The sequence below is a fragment of the Runella sp. genome, from assembly GCF_027484545.1.
Lineage (GTDB): Bacteria > Bacteroidota > Bacteroidia > Cytophagales > Spirosomataceae > Runella.
Window position 1 is genome coordinate 1 of the sequence record NZ_JAIXST010000249.1, and the last position, 26,782, is coordinate 26,782.

23 protein-coding genes are annotated in these 26,782 nt (G+C 42.6%); 7 read left to right on the forward strand and 16 right to left on the reverse strand.

Going from position 1 to position 26,782, the window contains the following annotated elements; translation table 11 throughout:
* Nucleotides 1-280 precede the first annotated feature (280 nt).
* Together Q0081_RS22670 and Q0081_RS22675 are read left to right on the forward strand one after the other, a co-directional pair.
* Nucleotides 281-3,436, forward strand: coding sequence for a TonB-dependent receptor (locus Q0081_RS22670; protein ID WP_298359003.1), 3,156 nt, complete (start codon nt 281-283; stop codon nt 3,434-3,436).
* Between the two features lie 13 nt (nt 3,437-3,449).
* Nucleotides 3,450-4,931: a RagB/SusD family nutrient uptake outer membrane protein gene (locus tag Q0081_RS22675; protein ID WP_298359006.1), complete on the forward strand. Its 1,482-nt coding sequence runs from the start codon at nt 3,450-3,452 to the stop codon at nt 4,929-4,931.
* A 153-nt stretch (nt 4,932-5,084) separates the two neighbouring features.
* On the opposite strand, the gene Q0081_RS22680 is transcribed toward Q0081_RS22675, so the two are convergent.
* From Q0081_RS22680 to Q0081_RS22695, 4 genes are all read right to left on the reverse strand, one after another.
* Nucleotides 5,085-6,671, reverse strand: a complete 1,587-nt coding sequence (locus Q0081_RS22680) for a serine hydrolase (protein ID WP_298359009.1) — start codon at nt 6,669-6,671, stop codon at nt 5,085-5,087.
* Entirely contained in the window at nt 6,672-7,400 is a 729-nt protein-coding gene (locus Q0081_RS22685) for a GDSL-type esterase/lipase family protein (protein WP_298359012.1), read from the reverse strand.
* 119 nt (nt 7,401-7,519) lie between these two features.
* On the reverse strand, nt 7,520-7,885 hold the full coding sequence (locus tag Q0081_RS22690; RefSeq protein WP_298359015.1) for a hypothetical protein: 366 nt from the start codon (nt 7,883-7,885) through the stop codon (nt 7,520-7,522).
* A gap of 186 nt (nt 7,886-8,071) precedes the next feature.
* Entirely contained in the window at nt 8,072-9,445 is a 1,374-nt protein-coding gene (locus tag Q0081_RS22695; RefSeq protein WP_298359019.1) for a hypothetical protein, read from the reverse strand.
* 184 nt (nt 9,446-9,629) lie between these two features.
* On the opposite strand from Q0081_RS22695, the gene Q0081_RS22700 reads away from it, so the two are divergent.
* Nucleotides 9,630-11,534 carry a sensor histidine kinase gene (locus Q0081_RS22700; RefSeq protein ID WP_298359022.1) on the forward strand — a complete coding sequence of 635 codons (1,905 nt, stop codon included), beginning with the start codon at nt 9,630-9,632 and terminating at the stop codon, nt 11,532-11,534.
* A 17-nt stretch (nt 11,535-11,551) separates the two neighbouring features.
* Here Q0081_RS22700 and Q0081_RS22705 read toward each other — a convergent pair whose 3' ends face one another.
* From Q0081_RS22705 to Q0081_RS22750, 10 genes are all read right to left on the reverse strand, one after another.
* Nucleotides 11,552-12,283, reverse strand: a complete 732-nt coding sequence (locus tag Q0081_RS22705) for an NRDE family protein (protein ID WP_298359025.1) — start codon at nt 12,281-12,283, stop codon at nt 11,552-11,554.
* 89 nt (nt 12,284-12,372) lie between these two features.
* The gene (locus tag Q0081_RS22710; RefSeq protein ID WP_298359028.1) at nt 12,373-12,885 is read right to left on the reverse strand and encodes a hypothetical protein; all 513 of its coding nucleotides are present in this window, start codon (nt 12,883-12,885) and stop codon (nt 12,373-12,375) included.
* Entirely contained in the window at nt 12,882-13,415 is a 534-nt protein-coding gene (locus Q0081_RS22715) for a YceI family protein (protein ID WP_298359031.1), read from the reverse strand. Before Q0081_RS22715 ends, Q0081_RS22710 begins: the two co-directional genes overlap by 4 nt.
* Before the next feature lie 12 nt (nt 13,416-13,427).
* Nucleotides 13,428-14,144 (reverse strand): hypothetical protein, encoded by a 717-nt coding sequence (locus Q0081_RS22720; RefSeq protein WP_298359034.1) that lies wholly within the window; start codon nt 14,142-14,144, stop codon nt 13,428-13,430.
* A gap of 142 nt (nt 14,145-14,286) precedes the next feature.
* Complete coding sequence (locus Q0081_RS22725) at nt 14,287-14,742, reverse strand: DM13 domain-containing protein (protein WP_298359037.1); 456 nt, start codon at nt 14,740-14,742, stop codon at nt 14,287-14,289.
* 82 nt (nt 14,743-14,824) lie between these two features.
* Nucleotides 14,825-15,526, reverse strand: coding sequence for a Crp/Fnr family transcriptional regulator (locus Q0081_RS22730; RefSeq protein WP_298359040.1), 702 nt, complete (start codon nt 15,524-15,526; stop codon nt 14,825-14,827).
* 73 nt (nt 15,527-15,599) lie between these two features.
* Nucleotides 15,600-16,643, reverse strand: a complete 1,044-nt coding sequence (locus tag Q0081_RS22735) for a hypothetical protein (protein WP_298359043.1) — start codon at nt 16,641-16,643, stop codon at nt 15,600-15,602.
* Nucleotides 16,644-16,798: 155 nt separating this feature from the next.
* Complete coding sequence (locus Q0081_RS22740) at nt 16,799-17,254, reverse strand: DoxX family membrane protein (RefSeq protein ID WP_310586521.1); 456 nt, start codon at nt 17,252-17,254, stop codon at nt 16,799-16,801.
* Nucleotides 17,226-17,645 (reverse strand): YHS domain-containing (seleno)protein, encoded by a 420-nt coding sequence (locus Q0081_RS22745; RefSeq protein ID WP_298359046.1) that lies wholly within the window; start codon nt 17,643-17,645, stop codon nt 17,226-17,228. The genes Q0081_RS22740 and Q0081_RS22745 overlap by 29 nt, the downstream gene beginning before the upstream one ends.
* A gap of 137 nt (nt 17,646-17,782) precedes the next feature.
* Nucleotides 17,783-18,778 carry an esterase family protein gene (locus Q0081_RS22750; protein WP_298359049.1) on the reverse strand — a complete coding sequence of 332 codons (996 nt, stop codon included), beginning with the start codon at nt 18,776-18,778 and terminating at the stop codon, nt 17,783-17,785.
* Between the two features lie 93 nt (nt 18,779-18,871).
* On the opposite strand from Q0081_RS22750, the gene Q0081_RS22755 reads away from it, so the two are divergent.
* From Q0081_RS22755 to Q0081_RS22770, 4 genes are all read left to right on the forward strand, one after another.
* Nucleotides 18,872-19,639, forward strand: a complete 768-nt coding sequence (locus Q0081_RS22755) for an FKBP-type peptidyl-prolyl cis-trans isomerase (protein WP_298359051.1) — start codon at nt 18,872-18,874, stop codon at nt 19,637-19,639.
* A gap of 2 nt (nt 19,640-19,641) precedes the next feature.
* A complete protein-coding gene (locus Q0081_RS22760) occupies nt 19,642-21,735 on the forward strand; it encodes a carboxy terminal-processing peptidase (protein WP_298359055.1) in 2,094 nt (697 codons plus the stop codon).
* Nucleotides 21,736-21,842: 107 nt separating this feature from the next.
* Nucleotides 21,843-22,148, forward strand: a complete 306-nt coding sequence (locus Q0081_RS22765) for a ferredoxin (protein WP_298359058.1) — start codon at nt 21,843-21,845, stop codon at nt 22,146-22,148.
* Between the two features lie 110 nt (nt 22,149-22,258).
* The gene (locus Q0081_RS22770; RefSeq protein WP_298359086.1) at nt 22,259-23,590 is read left to right on the forward strand and encodes an NCS2 family permease; all 1,332 of its coding nucleotides are present in this window, start codon (nt 22,259-22,261) and stop codon (nt 23,588-23,590) included.
* A 5-nt stretch (nt 23,591-23,595) separates the two neighbouring features.
* Here the strand turns inward: Q0081_RS22770 and Q0081_RS22775 are convergent, their stop codons facing one another.
* Nucleotides 23,596-25,269, reverse strand: a complete 1,674-nt coding sequence (locus Q0081_RS22775) for an LlaJI family restriction endonuclease (RefSeq protein ID WP_298359061.1) — start codon at nt 25,267-25,269, stop codon at nt 23,596-23,598.
* Entirely contained in the window at nt 25,253-26,287 is a 1,035-nt protein-coding gene (locus tag Q0081_RS22780) for an McrB family protein (protein ID WP_298359064.1), read from the reverse strand. The genes Q0081_RS22775 and Q0081_RS22780 overlap by 17 nt, the downstream gene beginning before the upstream one ends.
* Between the last annotated feature and the right edge of the window lie 495 nt (nt 26,288-26,782).

A 26,782-nucleotide genomic window follows, 5' to 3' on the forward strand; every position in this document is an offset into this window, starting at 1 on the left:
AATGAATGCATGAAATTTGCCAATCGTTCTGGTTCGCTTATTTCTACTTTCTTTTTCATTTCGCAAAATTGCAATTATTTTAGTTTTGATTCCAAGAAGTTCGGTCGTTCTCTATAACTGATAATAAAACTTATAATCGCTTATAGAACAGAAAATATCCCTAAAGTACAAAAAAAGCAACTTGCATTAGTATAATTCCAAGTTTTATTGCTTAAAATTACACGGTTTTTTCGCACCAAAGAATCAACAACAATTTCACTTCATCAACAACTAAATCATTATGAGAAAAATGCTACTGCTTTTTCTCCTCCTATGGGGGGGAATGGTGAGTACATCCGTACTTGCTCAAGAAAAATCCATTACAGGAAAAGTTACCGCAGATGATGGTTCTGGCCTACCCGGCGTGAGTGTCGTTGTGAAAGGTACCACTCGCGGAACTAACACCGATGGAGAAGGTAATTTTAAAATTAATGCTCCTGCCAACGCTCGTTTATTGTTTAGCTACGTTGGGTTTGCGCCTCAGGAAATTGCGGTTGGTAACCAAACTACCTTCAGTGTAAAACTGCTTCCGGATGCAGCAAGCTTGGAAGAAGTTGTGATTACCACGTTTGGTACTGCAAAAAAAGCTTCTTTTACAGGTTCAGCTGCTAAAATTGACGCCAAGGACTTAGGACCCCGCCCCATCACTAACTTAAGTCAAGCGCTCGCAGGTGCTTCAGCGGGTGTACAATCTACGGCTGGCAGCGGACAGCCCGGCACAGCCCCTGATATTCGGATCAGAGGTTTTGGGTCTATTTCTTCCTCAAATTCACCTCTTTACGTAGTAGACGGAATTCCTTACAGTGCCGATATTGCTAATATAAGCACGGACGACATTGAAACTATCACTATCCTTAAAGATGCCGCTTCAACCGCACTTTATGGAGCGAGAGCGGCCAATGGTGTGGTGATGATAACTACCAAAAAAGGCGTAAAAGGAAAAAACACCATCAGCGCAAAATACACGAAAGGATTCAGTACCAGAGCCTTACCTGAATACAATAGAGTCGGTCCTGCTGAATACTATCCTTTAATGTGGGAAGCCAATCGTAATAACTTTGCTTATAGAGCTGCCAGCCCTATCCCCATTGCCACTGCCAGTGCTAATGCTTCTTCCGGTTTAGGAGCTCTTGTTGCCTATAATGTGTATGATGTTCCTTTTGCTCAATTAGTAGATGTCGAAGGTAAATTAAATCCAAACGCAAAGTTAATTTACAGCCCCGATGATTTGAACTGGGAAAAACCGTTGATGCGCCAAGGAAATCGGGATGAAATAGGCTTTAACTTCTCGGGCTCAGGTAGTAATTCGGATTATTTTCTTTCCTTGTCTTATTTGAGCGATAAAGGATTTTTGATTCGTTCAGATTATGAACGTTACACGGCACGTTTAAGCGTAAATACCCAAATGAAACCCTGGTTCAAAACGGGAGCTAATATTTCAGCTACGATCACTAAGTCTAACCAAGCAGATGTTCCTGCTGCGGGTGGTACTACGTTTGTCAACCCTTTCTTTTTTTCCAGAGGAATGGCGCCAATCTACCCGGTTTATGCTTATGACCCTGCCAATCCCAGTTCATTTTTGATGCTTGAAAATGGAAACAGAAGATGGGACTATGGTAATTTAGCGGCTCTCGGTCTCCCAAGCCGCCCTCAAAATGGAGGTCGTCACGCTATTTCGGAAACTTTGCTGAACCAAAATTATTTCCGTAGAAATGTATTGGGAGGTCGTGCTTATGCAGAAATTTCTTTCCTGAAAAATTTCAAATTTACCGCCAATGTAGGTACCGATATCACCAATCGTAACAATGTAACCTTCGGAAACCCTGAAATCGGTGATGGTGCACCTGCCGGTAGAGCTACCCACGATTTCCAGAATGTAACGAGCTACAACTTGTCACAATTGTTGAATTATACGAAGACATTTGGAAGTCACGGCATTGAAGCGTTGGTAGGTCATGAAAATTATAATTATACCGACAACATTCTGGAAGGTTCGCGCTCTCAACAAATTTTGGATGGAAATTATGAATTGGTCAATTTTACAACTACCACCAATTTAAATTCAGAATATAACAGACGGAAAGTAGAAGGTTATTTCTCCAGAATAAACTACGACTACAACCAAAAATACTTCCTGTCGCTTTCGGCTCGCAGAGATGGTTCCAGTAAGTTTTACAAAGACGTTCGTTGGGGTACATTCTACTCCGTCAGCGGTGCCTGGCGTATAGATCAGGAAAATTTCCTGAAAGCTGTTCCTGTTTTGAGCATGCTTAAATTGAGAGCTTCTTATGGCCAAACCGGTAACGACGGCGGTATCAGCAACTACGCATGGCAACCCCTTTATGAGCTGGGGCGAAACAATGCCACAGAAGCGGGTATCCTTCAATTGAGTTTAGGAAATAGAGGTCTTGAGTGGGAATCCAGCAATGCGTTTGACGTAGCTTTAGAATTTGGTCTTTTGAAAAATCGTATAGCAGGTACTATTGAATATTTTGATCGTCAGTCTTCCAATCTGATATTTGATGTGCCTTTGCCTCTATCTTCCGGTATCGCTACCGTAACCAGGAACATTGGTACGATGTATAACAGAGGTATTGAATTAGAATTAAACGCTACTCCAGTTCAAACGAAAGATTTTAGCTGGACCATTAGTTTGAACGCAACCAGTCTGAAAAACAAAATCACCAAAATGCCGGAGGAAAGCAAAGAAATCATTGACGGGACTAAAAAATTGAAAGAAGGCAGTTCTCTTTATGATTTTTGGTTGAGAGAGTACATGGGTATAAACTCAGCCACGGGCGAAGTACTTTATAGAGCTGCCGCTTTTCAGGCAGCCAATTCAACAATTACCGAAAAGGGAGATACGGTGACTACAAACGTTAACAATGCACGTTACAGTTACAATGGTACTTCTATCCCGAAAGCAACGGGAGGTTTTACCAATACCTTTAAATACAGAGGCTTTTCATTATCAGCGTTGATGATCTATCAAATTGGCGGCAAAATTTACGATGGTGCTTACCAAAGTTTAATGGGTTCAGGTTATCATAATGCCAAGCACGTTGATATCCTGAGAAGATGGCAAAAACCGGGTGACATTACCGATGTCCCAAGAATGGATGCTGGCCGTACTACTGATTTTAATGCTGACTCTGACCGATGGCTGATTGATGCCAGTTACCTTAATGTACGCTCTGTCACTCTTTCTTATAGTTTGCCCAAAATGATAGCGCAAAAACTTTATTTGGAAAATGCCCAAGTGTATATCAGTGGGGAAAACTTCTTTATAAAGTCTCGCCGGAGCGGTATGAACGTTCAACAAAACTTTGCCGGTACGACCGGAAACGTGTATAGTTCTGCCAAGGCTGTGGTAATGGGTATTTCATTTTCACTTTAACATCAACACACTCATGAAAAATAGATTCTTAACAGCATTTACGGTTGCTTTAAGCATGATTGCTACTTCATGCGAAAACACATACTTAGACACCCTTCCTACTGCCAGTGTTGACGCTGCCTCGGCCTACGCTACCACCAAAAACGCATCTGCTGCCATTAACGGTATTTACCGAGCACTTATCCTCCGCTACCAGAGTTCACAGGGCCATTCAGGGCACCCTGCGCTGATGATTATTTTAGATCACATGGGAGAAGACGTCATCATTGGGGCAACTGCTGCCAGCTGGCACGTGGGAGAAACCAGATGGACTGCTCACCGCTCCGACACTAACGTGATGACTGTTGTCCCTTATGAGATGTATTATCGGGTCATCGGCAATGCCAACATTGCCATTGCCAGCATTGATAAGGCAGTAGGTACACAAGCTGAAAAAGACCTGATAAAAGGGGAAGCATTGGCACTGCGCGGCTGGTCTTACTTTAATTTAATTCAGTTGTATGGCAAACGTTACGATGCAGCTGCTAAGCCAAACGCCCAATTGGGAGTGCCTTTAGTACTGACACCTACTACCGAAGGACTTCCAAGAGCTACCGTAGAAGAAGTATACACCCAAATCAACAAAGATTTAGCCCAGGCAGCTACCTTATTGAAATCAGCCAGAGGCTTTAAATCCCATATCAACCTGGAAGTAACAAAAGGTATTTTGGCCAGAGTGGCACTTACTCAGCAAAATTGGGCTGATGCCGCCAAATACGCCGCAGAAGCCAGAACGGGTTTTACGCTCATGAGCGAAGCTCAGTATCAGGATGGATTTCAGGACATAAGCAATCCTGAGTGGATGTGGGGCTTTGACCACTTGGAAGATCAGTCAGAGTTTTTTGGCGGATACCATTCTTATATTTCATGCAATTACAATTCAACGGTTATCAGAACCTATCCTAAAGTTGTGAACAGTTTGCTTTACAATGCCATTCCTACTACGGATATCCGGTCTAAAATGTGGGTAAAAGCACCTACTGCTGCTAACTCAATCGTTCCTCCGGGTGGAGTGAGATTACCGTATCTGAATCAAAAATTCAGACTTCCAGGCGTTCCTTCTACCAGTGCTATGGGCGATGTCCCTTACATGAGAGCGGCCGAAATGTATTTGATTGAGGCAGAAGCTAAAGCTAAATTAGGACAGGATGCCAATGCAGCTAAACTTTTGTTTGATTTGATCAGTAAAAGAGATGCTGCCTATAAACTTTCGACAAGTACCAGCACTAAATTGTTAGATGAGATTTATTTCCATAGAAGAGTCGAATTATGGGGTGAAGGTTTCAGATTCCTTGACTTGAAACGCTTAAATCAGCCTCTGAACAGAAATGGCACTAATGCTATCGCTTCCATAGCGGTGTTGTTTGATGTGCCGGCGGGTGATAGGCAATGGGAATTCCTCTTTCCAAGAAGAGAGATGAATGCTAACAAAGCCATTGTCCAAAATCCTCTTTAAGAGTTAACGAAACTGTTAACTGCGGTCCGCCGCTGCGGTTATTAGTTGATTTGTACGAATAGTAAAAACGCACTCCAAACGAATTTGGAGTGCGTTTTTTGCCTTACTAAAAGTGATTTACTTTACACTTTAACCCCTGCACTTTACACTTTCTTAAACGGTTATTTTCCCCACCAACGTCGGCCGTTTATCTTTTGCACCGCTCATTCGATTGATGCTGTTGTCAAAATCTACCTTGACGGAATCGCCTTCAAACCGACAGATGATATAATTTCGATGCGGGGATTCATAATAACGCAGCGTGATTTCAAAGGTATTGGGGTCTTTCCACGTACCACTTGATACAATCTTTGCAATTCTTTCAAATTTGAGTTTTTGCGAATTTACCAAATTGGGTCTGGGTAAATCCGTTTCTCCAAAAGCCCATTTTTCCAATCCGCAAATTACTTTGTGTTCGCCTTCTCGGTCTTTCAACACAAATTGATACGTATCGCCTTCGCGGTAAGCCAACGCAATACTTTCTACATTCATTGAATTGGGTTCTATTTGAAATAGCTTGCCCGATACTTTCACGGCATTCGAGCGAATTTCACCTCCCTTCGGCGGAAGCAGTGCCAAAGCAGCCATGCGTTGCTTCAATGATTTGTTGGCAGCGACATTGGTCGGAAGCGTCTGCGCCTTCATGGCCGGCAATAAATGTTGCCAAACCAAATCCAAAATCCCAGGCATATCAGCCGTTTCGCTCATGATAGCAATTACAGCGTCTTGGTCAGGCATCACAATGGTGTATTGACCAAAAGCACCGTCGCCGCGATAGGCATTGTGCCGACAACACCAAAACTGATAACAGTATCCTTGCAGCCAGTCATTTTGCTCATTGGGTCGAGTGGGTTTGGCAGGAGCCGGCTGTTGAATTTTAAAGGTGGTAGCCTCTTCTACCCATGCTTTCGGGATTAATTGTTTGCCGTTCCAAACCCCTTTTTGCAAATACAATTGACCAAATTTGGCCAAGTCTTCGGTACGCACCCGTAAACCCCAACCGCCGGTATTAATTCCCTGCGAATCTTCTTCCCAATCGGTGCCTTTGATTCCCAACGGTTCAAACAAACGAGGTTTGAGATAGTCATTGATTTTTTGGCCCGTTACTTTTTGGACAATGGCCGAACACATATAAGTAGCGATGCTATTGTATAAAAAGACGGTACCGGGTTTGTGTTTGATGGGAGTTGCCAGAAAAGCTTTGGCCCAATTGTCCTCAGTCCTAACCGCCGGTTCTGTTTCCTGACCCACCGACATTGTCAATAGATCTTTAACGGTCAATTGAGCTAAATTTTCACTAACGGTTGTGGGTAAATCAGTTGGAAAAAAGGAGACTACCTTATCGCTTGTTTTCAATTTTCCCTCGGTCACGGCAAAACCTACTGCCGTGGAAGTAAAGCTTTTACTCATCGAATACAGTGTATGTTTCAGGTCGGAACGATAAGGAGCCCACCAGCCTTCAGCCGCTACCTGTCCATGACGGACAATCATCAGCCCATGAAACTCATGTTTACTGACGGCAACTGCGTCCAAAAATGCAGAAATTCCAGCGGAATCTATCCCCAGCGCTTCGGGTGCGTTACGCGGCAGAGTGATTTTAGATTTGGCAACCAAATCATACGGAAAAGCAGCCGAAAGGGCGAAGCCTGCACCCGCAAGCCCCAACTGCTGAATGAATTGACGACGAGTTGTTTGCATCATTTAGTTGTATTTTTTCGTTAAAAACGGCAGCAGTACTTTGGTGTATTCACGATACCCTTGCGGGTTGAGATGTAAGCTGTCTTTGGTGTACAACTCTCCTTTGACAGTGCCGTTGGCATTGAAAAGAACAGGATTAATGTCCACGTACGACAGACGTTTTCCCTTACTGAAAGCTTTTACCATCTTATTTCCTTTTTTGACCGTTTCCCAATGCTGACGACGAGAGGGCGAGAGCTTCATGGAGACAAAACAAATATTGGTTTTGGGTAAACGATTCTGCACTAATGACACAAATTGCCGATAGGAATCGAACATTTGTTCGGCCGACTTATATTTTTTGCCCGACAAATCGTTTTCGCCGCCATAAATAACCAAAAGCCTGGGCTCACGAGGAAAAACTACGCGCTCTACATAATACGTAAGTTCTGGAATAGTAGACCCGCCAAAGCCTCGGTTTAAAACGGGTAAGGGAGCCAAGTCCGTTTTGATGTCTTTCCAAACGCGCCAACTGGAACTTCCGTAAAACAGGATTTCTCCTTTTTTAAGACCTTTTTCAGCATCTTCTTTTTCAAAGTTTTTGATTTCCGCCTCAAAACGGTCCAATTTATAATCAGGTTCGAAAGGCTCAACAATGGGTTGATAGTTTACACTTCCGCGTTGACACGATAAAGCAAGACCAAGAAATATCAGTCCAAAGATTCGGGTATTTGTTAAAGACAAGTATTTCATCAGTTAATGTTTGTTTTTTTCTAAAGCAATAAAGAACCGAAGTTTACGCTTTCGTAAAACACAAAGAGGCTATCTTTTTCAGACAGCCTCTTTGTTGATTTATGAACTTGGCAAGTTTTTTATTCTTTTTTACCTTCAAGAGTCATTCCCTGATAGTCGACGGTTACTTTGGTAATTTTCTTTTGCTCGTCACGGATAAAGGAAAATTTTGCTACACTGTCAGCAGTTTCAAATTTATCAACTGCATCTTTCACAGCAACCAATGGACCTCCCTGATCGCCGGCCTGTACCGTAAGTTTGCTTTCTTTCAGGGTGAAATCCATGAAATCAAAGGGTAATCCGGTAAATCTGTATTTACCTGCATATTCTTTTAAAACAGTAGTATCAGTGACCGCTTTTGCTGCATTTTCTGTTGCAGTTTGAGCTGAAGCCTGATACGATAATGCACAAAGGCTTAAAATGAGGACGAGAAACGTTTTTTTCATTGGTTAGTTAAATTATTAAAAATATGGTTGAAAACTTAACCCAAAAGATAAAGAAATGTTTTTTCTAATTTAGTTCTATCCGTTTAACTACGTTTAAAGCTAAAAAGAATCCGACCTCTTAGGAAGAAGTCGGATTCGAATCACACCTAAACCTTTTCTCTACTGATAAAAAAACTAAACCCTCTACTAAATAAAAACTTGGTATTGCAATGTTAAGGAACCGCGACGTCCGTTAGAATTTAAACGCCCATCGGAAGCATTTTGATAAACCGGGCGGTTTTGGAAGTCTAAGGATATTTTAGAATTATGCCCTTTGAGCAACCAATTAACACCTACGTTATAAATCCCTGCCGTTTTAGTGAGTCGCTGATAATCTGCCAGTTGAGCTGAAGCATACGGCATCAGCGTCCCATTTTTTCCGAATAAGTCAGAGGCACATAAGTAGCCGAATTGAGTATAAATTACACTTCCTGTACCAAACATTGGAAACGCATTTCCCTGAATTCCCGATGCTCCTGCCAATGTTTGGGTAGTACTGTTGGCCGGGTTCATGATACCGTTGAAACGTAAATAATTAGGGCCGTAATCGGTATGAAAATACCCCAAATACGCTGAAATCGCCGTTCCTTTTGCTTTGTTGACCGGCATATCGGCGAACATCGCCAACGACCACAGATTCATCGCGTGATACAGCGTATCTTTATTCGAGTTCACGTTCCAGGTAGCGCCCTTTTGAGAAATGAAACCGCCTTCCAAATTCAGCATCTTCTTTTTACCCAAATACGTACCCGTCATGTAAGGCGTTTGGTTGGCGTCTTTGTCAAAGAAGTTATAGATTAAAAAACCCTGATACTGTTTGTGATGGCCTTTTGAGGCAAAAACAGAATTGGCCGAAATCGCCGGTACTGCCGTGCCGCTCGTTACAATCGGGAAAGGGTCCGTTAAGGCTACTCGATAATCCCATTTTCCTGCCTGCCCCCGTGCATACAGACTTAATTTTCTTGAAAACTCATCTGTCTGATCTACTGTTGCCTGAGCAAACACGGGTACATCCATCGTCATAATCGAACTTACACTTGGCTGACTAAAACGCGAGAGGCCATTGAGAATGGTCAACCCTCCTCCTATTTTAAGCCAATCTTTATTGGCAAATGCCGCATATTCAACTACGGCATCATGGACAAAAAAAGCGACTTTACGGTTGGTGGGTACTCCTTGAGCATTGCCTATGGCAGGAAATCCGTTGGTATAATTAAAATTGTTCAACCCCATTTGAATATAAATGAAAGCGCGGTCGGAGATTTGACCAAACAATTGCATACGCGTCCGGCGTAAACCTAAATCCAATGTTTGAGGAGCAGCTTCAGACAGTACGGTAGTTCCGGGATTGCTGCTATTGTAACGTACCCATGTCTGGTTTAAAAAAGTAACTTTAAAGAAATGAGAGCTTGAAGTGTTGAGATTGTACTTCAACTCATTTTTTTCAGGAACTGCCTTGAGAGAATCTTGTGCCTGCGAGGTAAAGGCCCATAAACTTAAACCTAAAATAAAATACTTCATGGTGGGTTGCGATGTTGTTTTGCGAGCACAAAGCACCGACTAAAAGATTAATACCGATTTAAAAACAAATTAAAATGCCGTTAAAGCGTACCTTCGTTTCTCACTTTAGCAAGTTTGTTTTAAATTAGTGCGCTGAAACCACACGGAATCAGCCCTTTACCCTCTTTTTTTATAACTTCCAAAGATGAGAAAACGGCTATTGATATGGATTTGGAGTTTGTCCCTGACCAGCTTAATGGGGCAAGTCCCAAGAATTGACCACACCCGAAACTACGACCGAACGTATAAAGACAGCCTCAAAGCAGTGGCTAAAAAGTTACTCTTGAATGTAGAAAAGCAGGCGGTTTCTCCCCAACAAATCACAAGAAAAATACAGGTCTTAAATTTGCTTGGCTCGCTGTATCTCGAAGATGATTACCGCGATTTGGATACCAGCATGGTTTATAATGACCAACTGTATGATTTGGCAAAAAAACAAGAAAATAAGCCAATGCTTGTGGCCGCGCTGCTCCGTCGCGAAATCAAGTATCGTCGTGCCCACGATTATGTCAAATCGTTGGAATTGAGTTTGGAAGCCCTTAAATTGTGTGAGCAAGCCGGGAAAGATTGTACGGAAGGATGGAGAATTCAACAGAATTTAGGTCAAAGTTTTTTACGCTCTGCTGACTATTCCAATGCAGAAAAATACCTGCTTGTTGCTTTAAAGGATTTGGAGAAAGCCCCATTCGAAGACCAACCTCTCAAACAAAAATACATACTGGGAGTCTACAGTGTTTTAAACACGCTTTATCAGGAATGGGGCAAAGATGAACGGGTAGTCAAGATGTTTGAAGAACAACTTAAAGTTGCTCAAGCCCTCAAAAACAAACATTCGTTGGCAGGAACGTACGAAGAGATGGGGGATTATTACAATAAGATTGGCCGCGCTGGAAAAGCACTGCCTTATTTAAGTAAGGCTTTTGCGCTGTTCACGGAAGTCAATCATACGCGGGGAATCGCCTCGGTTACCAACAGTTTGGGAGAAGCCTATTTGGCTTTGAAGGATTACCCCAAAGCCCGCAGTTATGCGGAAAAAGCCCTTGAATACGCCAATCAACATAACTACGCGGCGCTCAAACCTTTTGCCTATCAAACCTTGGTAGTGGCTTACAAAAACCTTGGCAACGAATTGGCATCGCTACGTGCCTATCAGCGGGCAGCCTCCCTGCGCGACAGCCTCGGTTTTACGCGCCGGTTAATTGCTTTGGCTGATATGCGGCGCGTGTATGAGGTGGACAGAACCCGATTTGAGCAGCAAATTGCACTTCAAAATCGTACCCGTAATTTTTTGATGGCGGGGATGGGGCTGTTGACCGCTTTTGGAATCGCCTTACTTTTGTACAGCCGAAAATTAAGACTAAAGAATAGGGAACTGGCTCGTAAAAAACGAGAAATTGAAGAAGCCTATTTAAAAGGGCAAACTACTGAAAGGAAACGAGTTGCGTCAGAATTACACGACAATTTAGGCGGACTTTTGTCGGCTGCAAAACTGAGCTTACAGATATTAGACCCGTCGCAATTAGACCGCCACGAACGGGAAATTTATGACAATGTGGTAGAGATGATGATTGATGCGTGCCGTCAGGTACGTACGCTATCGCATAACATGCTTCCCGAAGATTTGGAGAAACAAGGGCTTTTGTCGGTATTGGAGCGCCTCATTTACAAGCTCAACTCTGCGGGCACTACGCGTTTCAGCCTCCAAACAAGCGGTGATTTTTCTGAGCGGTTCTCTCCCGAAACGGAGTTCAACCTCTATTTAATCGGGTTAGAACTCTGCAACAACGTTCTCAAACATGCTAAAGCGACAAAGGCGTTTATGACTCTTCAGCGATTTGGAGGGCGTGTGGTTTTGAGCGTGACGGACAATGGAAAAGGGTTACCTACTATGAAGGACAGCGACGGCATGGGCTTCCAAAACATTCGTCAGCGTGCTATTGACATTCGAGGTACCTTGTCCTTTGAAAGTCAACCCAACGCAGGCACGACTATTACTATAAATGTCCCTTACGAAACATTTACGCAGACACAGTTAGCCATTAATACTTAGCCGGTTAACCATTTTCACTAACATCCCACTTTTTCACTGTCGAAAATCCGATAGCGGTAGTGTTGGTCATTCAGGCGATCCCAATAATTGATTAAAAATTGCTCCGTCGTTTTTTGAATTTGCGTTATACTTACCGTACGCAATTCATTGTTGCGATTGATAATCAGGTCGTTCTCAACATCTCCTTTTCCTCCAAAACTGTGAAAATCCAGGACATCCTCTCCTTCAAAAAGTGGATGTTCTTGCTGCCATTCTTCAAACCAACGCTGTCGTTCCCGAATTACCTCATTGGAATACAGCGTCACCGACGACCACGAATGAGCTGCTTCAGGCTCCAATTTGTTGTGATATAGTTGTACTCCATCCCATTTAATTTCAGCAAGTTGCAGAATAGGACTTTGCTCGACGGCAACCAACGTAAACGGTTCTATTCCTCTAAAATCATAATTTCTAACAAAGTCTTCTGTATCCTCACAGCTAAAAAAATCCAACACGACCCATCCTCGGCTTCTCCGATACGGAGGTCGGTGATGATGCTTGACAAAAGCACCGTTTAGTAAGCAAAGAGTTACTTTGGAAGAAGAAGCAATCCAAGTTCCGCCCGCCAATCCATCTTGGGGATAAAAGACAGATTGTCCATTGATTATATACTTTTTAGGAGGTAAAGCTTTAGGCCGCCCAACGTGCTCGTCGCGGTTAGACGTCAGAATAAAACCCTGTTGGTGTGGAAGATAGGTTACAAAGCACATTTCTTAATTTATAGTTTAATAGTCTATGGCGGCCGTTTACGGTTTAGAGTCTATGGTTTATAAGTTTTCACTCTTTCCACTTTCACCCTTTACACTTTACCCTCTTCCAGGCTTTCCCGGTATTTAATCGTTGAAAAAGCTACGCCAAAGTTGGGGGAAAGTGCGATTTCGGGAAACTCTTCTTTAAGCGCAATTTTAATGATGGCAAAATGGTGGATAGCGTGCTCGGCCACGTAAACCAATTCTCGCATCAACGTCGTTTGTACTTTCTGACTTTCCTGTCCAAAAAACACGTTCATAGAAAGATACAAATCTTCAATGGGCTGATGAAGCCATGAAGAAAGTTGTTCTACAAAATAAGCACTAAATTCTAAATCAGTTTCCAACCTCAAGTTACGACTGCGGGCATCGTAATCTACAAAGCCCAAAGGTGATTGCTCATGAAGGCATTGGTAAAATTCCAAGGTATGGCGAATATGCTGACCGACACTGCTTCCGTGAAGCAACGCCAAAGGGCAGCAATAGGCTTCGTACGAAATAGTCGTAAGTAAATCCCGAAGTTGAGATAAAATATGCTGGTTGGTCTGTTGAAGCAAAGTCATTTTAAAATGGCGTTAACAGTTAAATTGATAGTGACTTCGTTAGCCATACCAAGAGTATTACCTCCGATGGCCCAATCGCGGCGATTAACAATGAAGTTTCCGCTGAATGTGGCTTTATTACCCGCACTTAAAAACGTAAACGGTACTTTTACAGGTTTGGTTACAGATTTGATGGTCATATCAAAGTAGCCGGTATACACATTCGCCGTCTTTTCAATTTTGGTCGACTTCATGCTGATTTTAGGATATTTAGCTACTTCAAAAAAGTCTTCTTTTTCGCGTAAATGGCGATTGCGCAAGGTATTATCTGTGTCAATGGTAGTGGCATCTATGGTAGCAACAATACTATTTGAGGCGAGATTTTCGGGGTCGAATTTAATGACAGCATTCAGGCCTTTAAATTTTCCTTCTACGCTGACCCCAAACATTTTAAGGCTAAAACCTACCGCTGCCGTTACGGGTTGCCAGTTTTGACTGAACCCACTGACCGATACACTTACGCAAAATAGTAGAAACAAGATTTTTCTCATGGTTAGGCTTAATTATAATTTGAAAGAAATTCCAATAAAAGGCATCAGGGCTTTGTTGCGGAAACGATCATTTTCAAAGGTTAATTTTTGAGAAGTAGTGTATTCCGTAAACTGAAAACTGGCTCCGATGCGCAAACCAATCGTTTCTTTAAACCAGTACCGCCCGTATAATTCCGAATTGAGGCTTCCCAAATCATTGTCGCTGACCAGCAATAAATTAAACCCTGTTGGCTTGGCCGTTTGCTGGGTTCCGTGAAAACTTGAACCCGTGGATTTTGCCACAAATGTTCCTTTTTGTTGACCTCCGAACGTTGCGCCAATGGCGTCAATGTTAAAACCTACATCCAATTTGCGAAAGCTATATTGCAAATGAATATCCAGATTCAGGGCATTGGTCTGCGTTTTGGTGAGTTTGAGTGTATCAAGGTTTGAAAGTACATTTTCAACAAACAGTACCTGAGAGCCCACTTCACCTGACGTAAGCCGCGCCGGAGCCGTGTGATAATCCAGATTTTTGCCAAAAAATGAGGTCAAACGCACTCCCCAACCGATTTTAAAACGTTTGGATTTTCCTACGCCGTAGAGTTGATTGTAAGAAAATGCGCTCGAAAACCCACCTATACCCGAAAGCGCTACATCACCATAGACTTGTTTTTTAGGATAATTATATTGGGCATGACTGTTGAAGGCTACTGCTGAAACAAGCAGCAAAAAGAGTATATTTTTCATTGACTTTGAATGAGTTATGAACATTTTGAGAGAATTATTTTGCAGGTATGAGTTCGCATTTTCAGTCATGGAGTTACACGAAACTAAAAAACAACAAGCACTACCTGCTGTGAACTATGGACTGTAGACTATTGACTGCCAACTATTTAAGTTCAGCATTGCCAAAAAGAACCGAATATTGTTTGCACCAAATCAGTACAAATTTTTGGGTTTTGTGATCGGCAGCCGCGGGAAGTTCAATGAAGTAATTTCCCGAATTCACTTTATTACTGACTTCTACATCCTTTGAAGCTGCCTTGTCTTCCGATAAATAAATGCGTAAGTCTGGGCCACCGTCTGTTTTGAAGTTTTCAAAAACTAAGGTGCGTTTTCCTTCTTTTTCGTAGACTTTTACATTTCCCGAAGTCGTGTGCACATTGGACATAAATTCCCCCTGTGCTGCCAATTTTTGTCCAGAAACATCAAATTGGTCAATAGGTTTGTTGATAAGAGCTGTGCCGGTAGAAGGAGTAACTGTCGAAACCGGCTGAAGCTCTTCTGTTTTTTGACAGGCTGATATCGCAATTATCAGCCCAATCATAAGCCATTTGTATTTCATGAGCGTAGGTTGTTAAGTTTACCTTACAAAGGTGCTCAACTTACTCCTACCCGAATGTCGGCTTGCTGACACTAAATGAAAATTAGGCTACTAAACCTTTTAATTGTTGCAAATTCGGGATAATAATGCGTTGACGGTCATAGTCAAGGAGGCCATGCTGTTTCAAATCACTAAAAAGCTGAGATACAGTTTGGCGGGTGCTGCATATTAATCCCGCAATGTCTTGGTGAGTAAGGTAATTTTTGAGAACAATGCCTTCTTCAGTAGTTACTCCTTCTTTTTGGGCCCATTCTTCCAGAAAAAGCAACAGACGGGTTCGTACATCTTTGAACATCAAATTGGCATAACGATTTTCTAAACGGCGAAAGCGCAGCCCTACCAACTTGGTGAATTTTACGGCCAGAGAAGGATTCTGTTGAATTACTTTTTCAAAATCTTCAATTCGAAAACTACATACGGTTACATAATCTGATAGAGCAACCGCATATTCATCCAAGTCGGTTTCATCTAAGGTAATTTGTCCAAACAGATCTCTTTTTTGCAGTACTTCTTTTACGGTCTCATCTCCGTTGGCATTTAATTCTACGATTTTAATAATGCCTTTTTTCAACAAGTACACTCTGTTTTGTTCCTCATGGGCAAAATAGATTATTTCACTTTTCTTGGCCGTTTTAAAATTAGTAATCAGGCAAATTTGTCGTACCTCAGCAGAATCCAGATGTCTGAATAGCTGGTGGTCACGAAGATACCAATAGCGAGTTTCAATAGGAAATTGCGGAAGCATTGAGCAAAATTTTTGAGTAGATAGATTTTATAGTCAAGCAAATATACAAAGATTTACTTAAATAATTTTGTCTCTACAATTGCCCGCTTACTTCAAAAAACTCTCTTGAAGTTTGGATCAATTTTCGGAGTGGAGTAGGTTTAAATCCGCGCCGAATATTGACGGCACTAATATCGGCCACGATCCGCATATTGTGCATGATATCGCTATATGCTTTCCAAAGGCGATAACTTGGGTCATACACGTGTCCCGGCTCAGAAGTGACTCCGTTGAGTTCCAAAATTTTGATGTTCTTCCCTGCATACAGATCTTCCCAATTGGGAACCCGAAGGTCAAATCGTCCATAATAAAACCCTTCCATGGGAAGCGCGATTTTGTCAAAAACGCGTACTAAATCTGCATTGACTCGGGGATTGGAATTTATAAATTTAGTACCAAGGCAATGATTACCAATGGGCTGCACAAACCGTTTTTCACCGACAGGCACTACTTCATTCCATTGCTTTTCTACTCGCTCCAGAAGCTCCCCCATCGAAAAACGAGCGCGCTGATTTTGCTCCAGCAATTGTCCAACTGTAGAACGACCGTCGCCAGTTACACTTAAAAATTCCTTTTCCACTACCGAAGTAATACACCCCGAAGTTTCGTTAGGCAATCGTGCATACATAACCCCTAATTCCAGTTCATAATCCACGTATTCCTGAATGATCACGGGTTGAGCAATCGTCGATAAATAAGCTTTTAATTCCGCAGAAGTTGCCATTTTATAGACCTTGAATCCGCGCCCGCCTACGTCGGGTTTCACAATAAGCGGGAATGTGATTTCAGCAGTTTCCAATTTCTTTACGACTCTGTCCCAAGGCTCTCCCAATGGCACAAAAATCGTGGAAGGCAAATATTCTGAATCAATTAAATTTAAAATATCCATTTTAGATTCCCCAAAAACACCTCCGTCAGGAATACAGGGGTTGGCCGTCGTAAAATAAGTAAGCGAACGATTGCGAATAGCCAAATACAACCAATAAGGAACCAAGGGCAGAAAAAACATCCACCAAGTCCAGTATTCGTACTTGAAAAGTTTAATAAACCAGAGCGGGGGGAAAATTTGAGAAAACATCTGTGCGAATTTAAGAATCTAATGCTATAAAATCTTTTTTCCCCGCAGATAATCGCGGATTTTATTACGCAGATTTTGGTGATTTTTAAAATCTACAATCATCTGCGATTTTAAATTAAATCTGCGAATATCTGCGTGGAAAATTTATCTATAAATTAAGTTTGGGCAGTTAAGTTTTTAACTAAGTACAAGGCTTTTTGCCAATTCAAGAACAAAACTACACCACAAGACACAAAAGTGATAATTGCTAAACCAAAAAGTTGGCCGCCATCCCCAAGTACGTCAATACCAAGCACAGTAAGGTGAGACACAACGGCCCCTGCCATCGTACCCAAACCTATAAGGGCACCCAGCCAATTGTAACGTGGGGTCAACAGCAATATCCCAGCAATCAATTCGATGACTCCCGAACCAATGCGACCGTAAGGCTCAACTCCCAATTTTGAGAAAATATAAACACTTTCTTCTGCGCCCGTAAATTTAAACCAAAGGGTTTGAAGAAGAATGATAGCCGCTACAATCTGGGCTGTCCAGGAAATGATGTTTTTCATTTTCATGAGTTCAATCAGTTTGAGGTTGGGTTTATTTATAAATGCGTTGCCAGTTGGCATCTGCCTTCTTTTTGAGGTTGGACTCATCTTCGTTCCAATCAGGCAAAGTGTTGTTAAACAGTCTATTATAAAACAAATACAGTTTGCCGCCTACAATCTTATAGGTTTCGGGATTTACTTCCACCTTCTCGCCGTTTTTTCCCATGGCATAGGCACACCACCCTCCGTATTGGGGTTCGTAAGCCGAAGGGTTTTTCTTGAATGTTTCGAGATTTGCCGCATTGGCAAACTGATACGTCACCCCTTCCTGCGTAAAGACAACCATTTTTGAACCCTTTACAGGATTTTTTTGGAAATAACTTACGGGGTCATAGCCTGATAAAGCTACCCCTTTTTCAAGAAGGAAATGTTTTTGGCGAAGCGCGGGGGTTTGAGCAGAAGCAACGCTCACTGCAAAAAATAAGAGGATATAAAAAAGTGTTGTTTTCCTGACTATATTTATTTGAATTAACAATGCAAAGGTGCACGTTGCTCAAATAAACAATTGTCAGCCAACCGACAAAACACATAAAATAGTTAAATTGTTTTTTATTGCCCAAACGCCCAAATCAAAAAATCAGGCATAATGGCCGACCACGTAGCTTGGTTATGATGACCGCCTTTGACTTCTACATAGCGAATATCTCGTCCCCATCGGAATCCTTTTTTTTCTAATTCAGCAATAAGATCAAGGGTATCTTCAATGGAATCAATCACTCCGTTGTTATTTCGGTCGTCTTTTTCGTCTTCTGTACTGGTTTGTAGCCAAAATTTAGGGAAGTAGTCAGTAGTGAGGAGTGAGGAGTGAGGATAAGGAGCCTTATCAGTAGACAGACGAACTAAGCGATGCATGATGCGGTCATTTTCGTCGTCGTAGTGATTTTCGTAGGCTCTCCGACGCCACCAAAACGAGCCCGAAAATACCCCGACTTTACCAAATAAGTCGGGATGATGCCAGACAATATCAAAAGCGGAAAGCCCGCCGAGTGAAAATCCACAGAATGCGGTATTTTTTGCGCCCGTCAGCACTCGAAAATTTCCCTGTATGTACGGCATGAGTTCATTCAAAACAAAAGTAGTGTAGGCACCCGCTTTAGCTCCCCGATGTGCATAATCCGCCTGGGCGGCTGTACCATATTCCTGAATCCGGTCACCGCAGTGGATAGCGACCAATACAAAGGGCTCTACTTGGGTAGTTCGGTACATTTTTTCAAGAACTTCGGTCATGTGTAATGGTTTCAAATCCTGCCCATCGTTCATGTAAAGCACTTTAAACGAACGAGTTGACTGATGATAATCAGCAGGAAGGACTACCTCAAGTAGAACGTTTCGGTGTAACGCATTGGAATAATAAGAAGTCTCCTGTTTACTAACAGAATCAAAAGCGGTGTCAACGTGTTTCAATATGGTAAAGGCTTTGAGAGGGAACAAAAATACGAAGAAAGTAGGCAGAAGTATAAAGTGAAAAGCGGGAAGAAAAAAATAAAAAGCCGATTTTAAGCCTTTTTGCCCCTTTTGATTCCTACCTTTTAACTCCTTTTTCATTTTCTTTCTTAATCCAAACTTTTTTCTGTCAATTTTACGTTTATTTACGAAAACTATTAAAAACTGATTTCAACCCCAAATTTTTTTAATTGCATGAAGTATTCGATCGCGCTGACCTTTACGGTATTGATTTCCACTATTGTTTCCTTTGCTCAGACCAAAAAAACTCCTGTTAAACCCGCTACTCCTGCCAAAACTGCCGCTCCCGCCAAAAAAGCAACTCCCTCTACCGGTTTGAAAATGGCCAACGAGTTGGATTCTGTAGCCTATAGCATCGGAATGAACATTGCTCAAAATCTCAAAGGCCAAGGCTTAGAAAAAATAAATGTTGGTTTATTAACTAAAGCCATTCAAGACGTTCTAAAATCAACAAAAACCGATTTAGACGAAACACAAGCCCAAATGTTGTTGGGAAATTATTTCAACAGACTGCAAAGTCAACGTCAATCTGAAGAAGCTAAAAAGTTTGAAGGCAATAAATCAGCCGGAGAAAAGTTCTTAGAGGAGAATAAGAAGAAAACCGGCGTCGTTACCTTACCCAGTGGTTTGCAATACGAGATAATGAAAGCGGCAGAAGGCCCAAAACCTACCATCAATAACACCGTAAAAACCCATTACCACGGCACATTGATTGATGGAACGGTTTTTGATAGCTCAGTTAAAAGAGGTCAACCTGCAGAGTTTCCGGTCGGAGGTGTAATCCAAGGTTGGGTTGAAGCACTTCAACTCATGCCGGTAGGTTCAAAATGGAAATTGTATGTACCCTATAATTTAGCCTACGGAGAACGTGCCGCCGGCGCGGAAATCAAACCCTATTCCACATTAATTTTTGAAGTAGAACTGTTAGAGATTGTGAAATGACCATGAAAAGTTTTTTAATCGCCTTAGCTCCGGTGTTGCTGCTGAGTCTGCAACCCGACGACTCGCGTTCGCGGGAGTTCGCACCGCGTCCTTTCCCACCATCCGAAGATGATCTCAAACCCACTCTGACGCAGGAGAAAGTTGAGGCGTATGTTACAAAAATATTTTCGGGGTATCACTACCGTAAGTTCAACGTCAACGACTCATTATCGTCGAAGATGTATGACAACTACCTTAACGAAATAGACGGTGGGAAACTGTACTTCTTAGCAAATGATGTACAGTACTTTGAGAAATACCGTAACCAACTCGACGAATCTCTCAATAACGGAGATTTGGGGGCAGCTTACGATATTTACAACACGTTTCGCAAGCGTTATCGTGAGCGCAGTCAATTCATTGACAAACTGCTCACCAAGCCTTCTTTTGATTTTGCCGTTGATGAGTCGTTTAATATTGATCGAAAAAAAGCCGTTTGGGCTAAAAGTAACGATGAATTGAACGAAATCTGGCGCAAACTTCTTAAAAACGAGGCACTTGAATTAAAGCTTTCGGGAAAAGCGGACTCCTCAGTAGTCACTTTGTTGAAAGACCGTTACAAAAACCGTGAACGTAATTTAGGGCGGTTCCGCAGCGAGCAGGTGTTTCAAATGTACATGAATTCATTCTGCGAGGTACTTGACCCGCATACACGCTACTTTTCCCCTACTGATTCTGATCGTTTCAAACAAGATATGTACCAAGCCCTTGACGGTATTGGAGCGGTGTTGCGCGAAGACGGAAATTACATCAAAGTAGTGGAAGTCGTACCCGGCGGACCGGCATTCAAAGACAAACGTCTTAAAAAAGACGACCGAATTATCGGTGTTGCGCAAGGTGACGAAGGCAAATACGAGGATATCGTAGGCTGGTACGTGGACGATGCTGTAAAGAAAATCAAAGGCCCGAAAGGAACCGTAGTTCGCTTACAGGTATTGGCGGCAGATGCACTTCCCAGCGATCCCCCAAAGGAAATTCGTATCCAACGGGAAAAGGTAAATTTGCAAACCTCCCGCGCCAAGAAAGAAATCGTGATCATCAATCAAAACAAACACGATTACAAAATCGGGGTTATCAATATTCCTTCTTTCTATCGTGATTTTGACGAAGCAAACAAACGTGGTAAAGATTTTAACAGTACTACCCGCGACGTACAAAAGTTAATTGACTCACTCAAAGCCGAAAACGTAGAAGGAATCGTGATTGACCTCCGTAACAATGGTGGCGGCTCGCTCACGGAAGCTATTTCTTTAACCGGTTTATTTATCTCAAAAGGCCCGGTAGTTCAGGTAAGAGAACAAACGGGAGATACCGAAGTACAAACTGACCCCGACCCTACAGTAACGTATGACGGTCCGGTGGCAGTACTTATCAACCGTTTCAGTGCATCTGCTTCTGAAATTTTTGCGGCAGCGATTCAGGACTACAAACGCGGTATTATTTTGGGAGAACAAACCTACGGAAAAGGCACTGTACAAACGATGGTTGATTTGAATCAGTGGATTAAAGACACGGATAAATTAGGTCAAATCAACATCACGGTAGCGAAATTTTACCGTATCAACGGTAGCAGCACGCAACGCAAAGGTGTTTCTCCGGATATCGAATACCCTTCTGCTTTCAGCGCTGAAGAATACGGTGAAAGCTCACAGCCAACTGCGCTTCCCTGGGACCAAATCGCCACAGCTCGTTACGATGTAACCAAAGCACTCAACGAAAAGCAAGTTTCAAAACTGAAGGAGAAATACCAACAACGTCTTAAATCTGAAACGGAGTTGAAAACTTTTGTGGAAGAATTAGACCTATACCGCAAAGCCCGCGAAAATACGACTGTATCTCTTCAGGAGACCAAGCGTAAAAAAGAACGCGAGGAAGCGGAGAAAAAACAGGCGGCTTTGAAAAAACTTGAAACAGGAGACGAAGGTGATGACGATGAAACTCCCGCCAAAGTGAGTGTGACTGAGAAAAAGAAAAAAGATATTTATCTGAACGAAACAAGTCGGATTCTGGCTGATTATATTGCCCTTATCAAAGCACCGTCGGTCGCTAAACGATAAATAGGCTTATTTCTAACATAACCTAATTGCTCGTTGGACGTTGGATAGTGGACCTACAAGTCCTTATTCAGCGTCCAACGTTTATTATCCATTCTTCCAAACTTATTATGAAATACAAAAAACACGTTTTCATCTGTACGAATCAAAAAGAAGGCGGCAAAAAATGCTGCGGAGCCGAACACGGAATGGCCTTGGTAGATGCCTTTAAAACTTCCCTCAAAGAAAAAAACTTACACGTTGATATTCGTGCCCAAAAAACGGGCTGTTTGGATGTCTGTGCCTTTGGTCCCGCGTTGGTTGTTTATCCCGAAGGTGTTTTTTATGGCAAAGTTGAGTTAGCCGATGTCGAAGAAATTATTGAAAGCCACTTGATTAACAACGTTCCGGTGGAACGTTTAAAGCTTAATTTTTAAGTAAACGCATTTTTGAATGCCACTCTTGAAAGCAAATCCATTCAAAGGCTTTGCTTTCAAGAGTGGCATTCTTATTTTTACTGACTTCTGACTCTTCCTTCCTATTTCTCATGCTCGAACGCTACTTTTCTCTCTCCCAAAACGGCACATCCTTTCGTACCGAAACCATTGCGGGTATTTCTTCTTTTCTCGCTACGATGTACATTATTGTAGTCAACCCCGCTATTTTGAGTCAATCAGGAATGCCTTTTGGAGGGGTGTTGACAGCGACTATACTTCTTTCTTTTTTCTGTAGTTTGATGATGGGGCTGTATGCCAAAAACCCATTGCTTGTCGCTCCGGGAATGGGACTCAATGCTTTTTTTACTTTTACGGTGGTGAAAGGAATGGGTGTGGCCTGGCAAACGGCCTTGGGCGCGGTATTTTGGGCAGGAATTATCTTCCTTATTTTATCCATTTTTAACATCCGCACGCACATCGTTAAGGCCATCCCAAAGCCACTTCGCTACGCTATATCGTCGGGAATTGGGCTTTTTATTACGCTGATTGGTCTTACCAATGCTAAGTTTATCGTCAGCAACCCTGTCACACTCGTAGGAATCGGCAACTTAAAAGACCCGATTCTATTGACTTTTTTAGTGGGATTCATTCTTACTGCTGTATTGGTCACCAAGCGAATAACGGGCGGAATTGTGATTGGAATTATCATTACGACACTTCTGGCTGTACCCATAGGCCGGTGGTGGGGAGATGCATCAGCGGTTAATTTTGGTCAAAAAATCCTCGTCAACTGGAATGGCTTGTTAGCAGCCCCCGATTTTAGCTTGATTTTCCAACTTGACCTGATGGGCTCTTTGAGTTTATCGCTCTTGCCTGTCATTTTCGCCTTTACCTTCACGGATTTGTTTGATAGCCTCTCCACGTTTGTGGGAGTAGCCGAAGCGGCTGATTTGTACGATGCCAACGGAGACCCGCGCAACATCAAACAATCACTGCTGACAGACGCCGTAGCGACCGCTGCCGCAGGTCTGTTGGGAACAAGTCCGGGCACTGCCTATATCGAGTCTGCCGTAGGAATTGAGCAGGGCGGAAGAACAGGGCTAACCGCCGTAATAGCCGGCTTTCTTTTCCTGCCTTTTCTATTTTTATCACCGTTGCTTTCTGTAGTGCCAAGCATCGCCACGGCACCCGCCTTAGTGATTGTAGGTGCTTTTATGATGAAACCCGTCACTAAAATTGACTGGTCTCGCATGGATGAGGCCATTCCCTGCTTATTGGCTTTGGTCCTGATTCCGTTCAGCTATTCCATTACACAGGGAATTATCTTCGGTTTTCTGAGTTGGACTATCCTCAAAACGGTAACGGGGCAAAGCCGGGAAGTATCCCTCACCTTGTGGCTCATTGATATTTTCGCGTTGGCTTCGCTGATTTGGGGGCATTAAAAGAGTTATTGTAACTCCCAATCCTTGACTTCTGCCTCCATTGTTTCCAACCATTTCGGTCTTGTCTGTTCTTTGGGTAAAGCTACCAAAATAGCATCCGTAAATGAGGCAGGGCGATACATTCGGCCGTTGAGCAACCGAAAATGCTGCGTTACAAAATCTTCAAGTGATTGATTGGTAGGGGTAAGCTTTAAAAATACATACCGACTTTTTAAATGGTCGAGCAGCCGCTGCCTAAACTGCTGCTTGGTACTTTGCCGAAAACGTACGGTTTCCTGACGATTTTGGGTAACGTAGCTGGCCAATACGTACAAAAAATTAATGTTATAGGCTTGTAATACCAGCGTATCGCGGTCAAAAAGGCGGTCCGCAAAATGCGTATTGGTCTGTAATGAATCAGGACGAGGCCGTAAATTGGCCTTGCTGAAGTCAAGCGAATCATTAACCAAGGCACTAATAAAAAAATTGGGAGTTACGTTATAGCCTTCCGTAAGCGGGTCGCGATAGTGCAACGGCTGGGCGAGTTTGCCTTCATTCAGCAGGTCTATATTGAGTTGAATGACGTTACGCGCATACGTAAACTGCTTATAAATAGACTCTTTACTCAAGGCGCTCGTGTCGCTGTAGTATTTGCTGTCGCCGATGTGATAAATACTGTCTTCGGGTGAAAGCAGAGAACTGTACTCGTAGATGTGATCTAAAATTTTACCGTCTTTATGTTCTTTCAATGCTTTGGGCAGCGGCTGAGCAGCGTCGGTCAGCAGGGCATCAACCATGTCTTCAAATACAATGTTAAAATCACGGACCAGTACTACTTCACGCATTCCCTGATGGGTTTTGGCGTGCTCGGCACGGTCAAAATAGGCATAGAGCAACTGCCACAGTTGCCTTAATTTGTCGGTATAATAATTGCCCCGGATTTGTTTTAATCGTCGTGTTCCCTGTCCTTCCAGCAGTTTTTGAAATTCGCGTTTCGGAAGCCGCTCATACAAAGGACTCAATTCGGCTTTTAATCCATAGGCTTCGTTTAAATGCTGGAGCAAACTGAAAAATAACACAAACAATTCTTCATCGGCATTGATCGCTTTGCGCTTATTGACGGTTTCGATATAGACCGGTACGCCATTTTGCAGGACGGGCGTTTGTTTTTGCACCGTGCGATGCCAACTTACCTGATGCCGTTGGGAGGTATTATAACGTTTGACGAAGGTAAATAAAGCGGGATTGTCCCGTTGGAAGTGCAGCAGACTATTGATCACTTCCAATTCGGAAAGCTGCTTTTGGCCCTCAGGTTCTATAATTTGCTGCAAATCAGCGCTGTCGGTGAGCAGACTGTCGGGATGGCGACGTTTAAAAATCTTGATGGCCTGATACAGCCAAACCGAAAATCGGAACAGAAAATCCGCTTTACCATTCCGTTGAAACTCCTTTCGGGCTTGCTCTGTATCGGACAATTGCAGAGCAAAAAACTCCTGCGGGGTATAGATACCCCATACTTTGCCCTCCTTCAAAAACACTTTGGGCAGAATCAGTACCGAATGCGCTGCGGGGGCGTGGTAATAGTAACCTACGTAATCTATTTGTCCCAACCCTGCGCCGAGCGGGCGGTAATAACGCTCTCCCAAAAAGGGTTGCAGCGATTCGATCTCGTACTTGGCAGATTCAAACAGCAGCAACATGGTCGAGTAAATCTACGCCTAATTTCTGCATAAAGGACGGCAAAATGTCCATATCACGACCCTGTTCAAATAAATCGGCAAAAGTGAACTCCTCAGAGGTGCCGTCTTCTTTGTTGTAATGAAAAATGGTGTCGCCCGTTTTAAGCTGGTTTTTGAATACCTCCGACCATAAATAAAACAGCACTTTGGATTTGAATACTTCCAATGAAATAACGCCCGCAACGGATTTGACAAAAAAAGTACCCAATTGTTTGTCTTCGCTGCCCGTTACGTCCACGATCTGCTTGTTGACCTTCGCTATAAATACGCCCCAATTGTAGCGGTGCTGCTCAGAAACGATGATGGTGAACTCTTTTGCTTTATCGTAATCTATGGGGACGTATTCCCAATCCCACCGCCGCTTAAAGGCGCTGTCCATCGGAAACAGCGATTGGTCGGAGGTGTTCATGGTGGCGTAGATGAAGAGATTGGGTGGAAGTTTAATCTCGCTCTTCAATCCCTTCAATTCCAAATGTTTTGCCAAATCCGCCTCGGCATCTATTTCGTATTCGGAGTAGCCCGCGTCATTACGGTCTAAGCACTGAAACAGATCTCCGAAGATTTGGGCGCAATTGCCCCGATTGATCTCTTCAATAATGAGCAGATACCGCTTGCCGGGGTTTTGGCAAGCATTTACGTACACATTTGTAAAGGTTTGAGGCGCGTACCGATACGTAATTTCCTCCTTACCGTTTTCTTCATTTTTGACTACCACCGGTTTATACCCACCCACAAACGACTGATAATCAATATCTGGATGAAACGTAGTACGAACCACTTCAAATCCGTAGTCTTCAATCAGTTTATTTACTTTGGTGGACTTGCCAGTACCTGGCGGGCCGTAGAAGATTTTTTGGAGAGGGAAATCAGTCAAGAAATCAAAGAATATCTGTTCTGTTATAAAAGGATGTTTTTTATCTAACGTGTCTGTAAATACAATTTGATAAGCTTCTTTACATCCGATTTTTAAAGTATTCATTATTTGATTTATTGAAGATGTCAGTTCTTGTGATTTGCTCTGTAGTTGTTTAAGAGAATTGAAAACATCTATTGTTTCTGTATCTGGGCTTTTAAGTAAAAAATCTATCAATGGAGATTTGTTACCTGCATATATTTGATTAAGCTCATATTGGGCAATTAAACTTAGAGTGCTTCCAAACAGTATGGATGCTTGGGAGTAGAGTCCCCTGCTTCTATTTTCGCTTCCAATCCAAAATAGTGAATGTTTTCTTGGAGTGATATTTGACAGGGAAACTTGTTTTTCTATGAGTAGTATAAACTGCTTATAATCAACTTTGTAAAATGGCGTGAAAGTGTACCCGTGGGCAAATGGGAAATTTGGCAGATCTTGTCATTGCCATTGACTCGGGCCATTATGGCCGGGTGGAAGATGCTCACATGACGATCTGCCATTTGATCTGTTATGCTTTTATGGAAGAAGTCAGCTTGAGTTTGCCTTCCTAATGGATCATCG

Bases quoted from the DNA above. Each gene is read 5' to 3' on its own strand.
- Q0081_RS22670 (WP_298359003.1), top strand. From the start codon at position 281: ATGAGAAAAATGCTACTGCTTTTTCTCCTCCTATGGGGGGGAATGGTG.
- Q0081_RS22675 (WP_298359006.1), top strand. From the start codon at position 3,450: ATGAAAAATAGATTCTTAACAGCATTTACGGTTGCTTTAAGCATGATT.
- Q0081_RS22680 (WP_298359009.1), bottom strand. From the start codon at position 6,671: ATGATGCAAACAACTCGTCGTCAATTCATTCAGCAGTTGGGGCTTGCG.
- Q0081_RS22685 (WP_298359012.1), bottom strand. From the start codon at position 7,400: ATGAAATACTTGTCTTTAACAAATACCCGAATCTTTGGACTGATATTT.
- Q0081_RS22690 (WP_298359015.1), bottom strand. From the start codon at position 7,885: ATGAAAAAAACGTTTCTCGTCCTCATTTTAAGCCTTTGTGCATTATCG.
- Q0081_RS22695 (WP_298359019.1), bottom strand. From the start codon at position 9,445: ATGAAGTATTTTATTTTAGGTTTAAGTTTATGGGCCTTTACCTCGCAG.
- Q0081_RS22700 (WP_298359022.1), top strand. From the start codon at position 9,630: ATGAGAAAACGGCTATTGATATGGATTTGGAGTTTGTCCCTGACCAGC.
- Q0081_RS22705 (WP_298359025.1), bottom strand. From the start codon at position 12,283: ATGTGCTTTGTAACCTATCTTCCACACCAACAGGGTTTTATTCTGACG.
- Q0081_RS22710 (WP_298359028.1), bottom strand. From the start codon at position 12,885: ATGACTTTGCTTCAACAGACCAACCAGCATATTTTATCTCAACTTCGG.
- Q0081_RS22715 (WP_298359031.1), bottom strand. From the start codon at position 13,415: ATGAGAAAAATCTTGTTTCTACTATTTTGCGTAAGTGTATCGGTCAGT.
- Q0081_RS22720 (WP_298359034.1), bottom strand. From the start codon at position 14,144: ATGAAAAATATACTCTTTTTGCTGCTTGTTTCAGCAGTAGCCTTCAAC.
- Q0081_RS22725 (WP_298359037.1), bottom strand. From the start codon at position 14,742: ATGAAATACAAATGGCTTATGATTGGGCTGATAATTGCGATATCAGCC.
- Q0081_RS22730 (WP_298359040.1), bottom strand. From the start codon at position 15,526: ATGCTTCCGCAATTTCCTATTGAAACTCGCTATTGGTATCTTCGTGAC.
- Q0081_RS22735 (WP_298359043.1), bottom strand. From the start codon at position 16,643: ATGTTTTCTCAAATTTTCCCCCCGCTCTGGTTTATTAAACTTTTCAAG.
- Q0081_RS22740 (WP_310586521.1), bottom strand. From the start codon at position 17,254: ATGCCAACTGGCAACGCATTTATAAATAAACCCAACCTCAAACTGATT.
- Q0081_RS22750 (WP_298359049.1), bottom strand. From the start codon at position 18,778: ATGAAAAAGGAGTTAAAAGGTAGGAATCAAAAGGGGCAAAAAGGCTTA.
- Q0081_RS22755 (WP_298359051.1), top strand. From the start codon at position 18,872: ATGAAGTATTCGATCGCGCTGACCTTTACGGTATTGATTTCCACTATT.
- Q0081_RS22760 (WP_298359055.1), top strand. From the start codon at position 19,642: ATGAAAAGTTTTTTAATCGCCTTAGCTCCGGTGTTGCTGCTGAGTCTG.
- Q0081_RS22765 (WP_298359058.1), top strand. From the start codon at position 21,843: ATGAAATACAAAAAACACGTTTTCATCTGTACGAATCAAAAAGAAGGC.
- Q0081_RS22770 (WP_298359086.1), top strand. From the start codon at position 22,259: ATGCTCGAACGCTACTTTTCTCTCTCCCAAAACGGCACATCCTTTCGT.
- Q0081_RS22775 (WP_298359061.1), bottom strand. From the start codon at position 25,269: ATGTTGCTGCTGTTTGAATCTGCCAAGTACGAGATCGAATCGCTGCAA.
- Q0081_RS22780 (WP_298359064.1), bottom strand. From the start codon at position 26,287: ATGAATACTTTAAAAATCGGATGTAAAGAAGCTTATCAAATTGTATTT.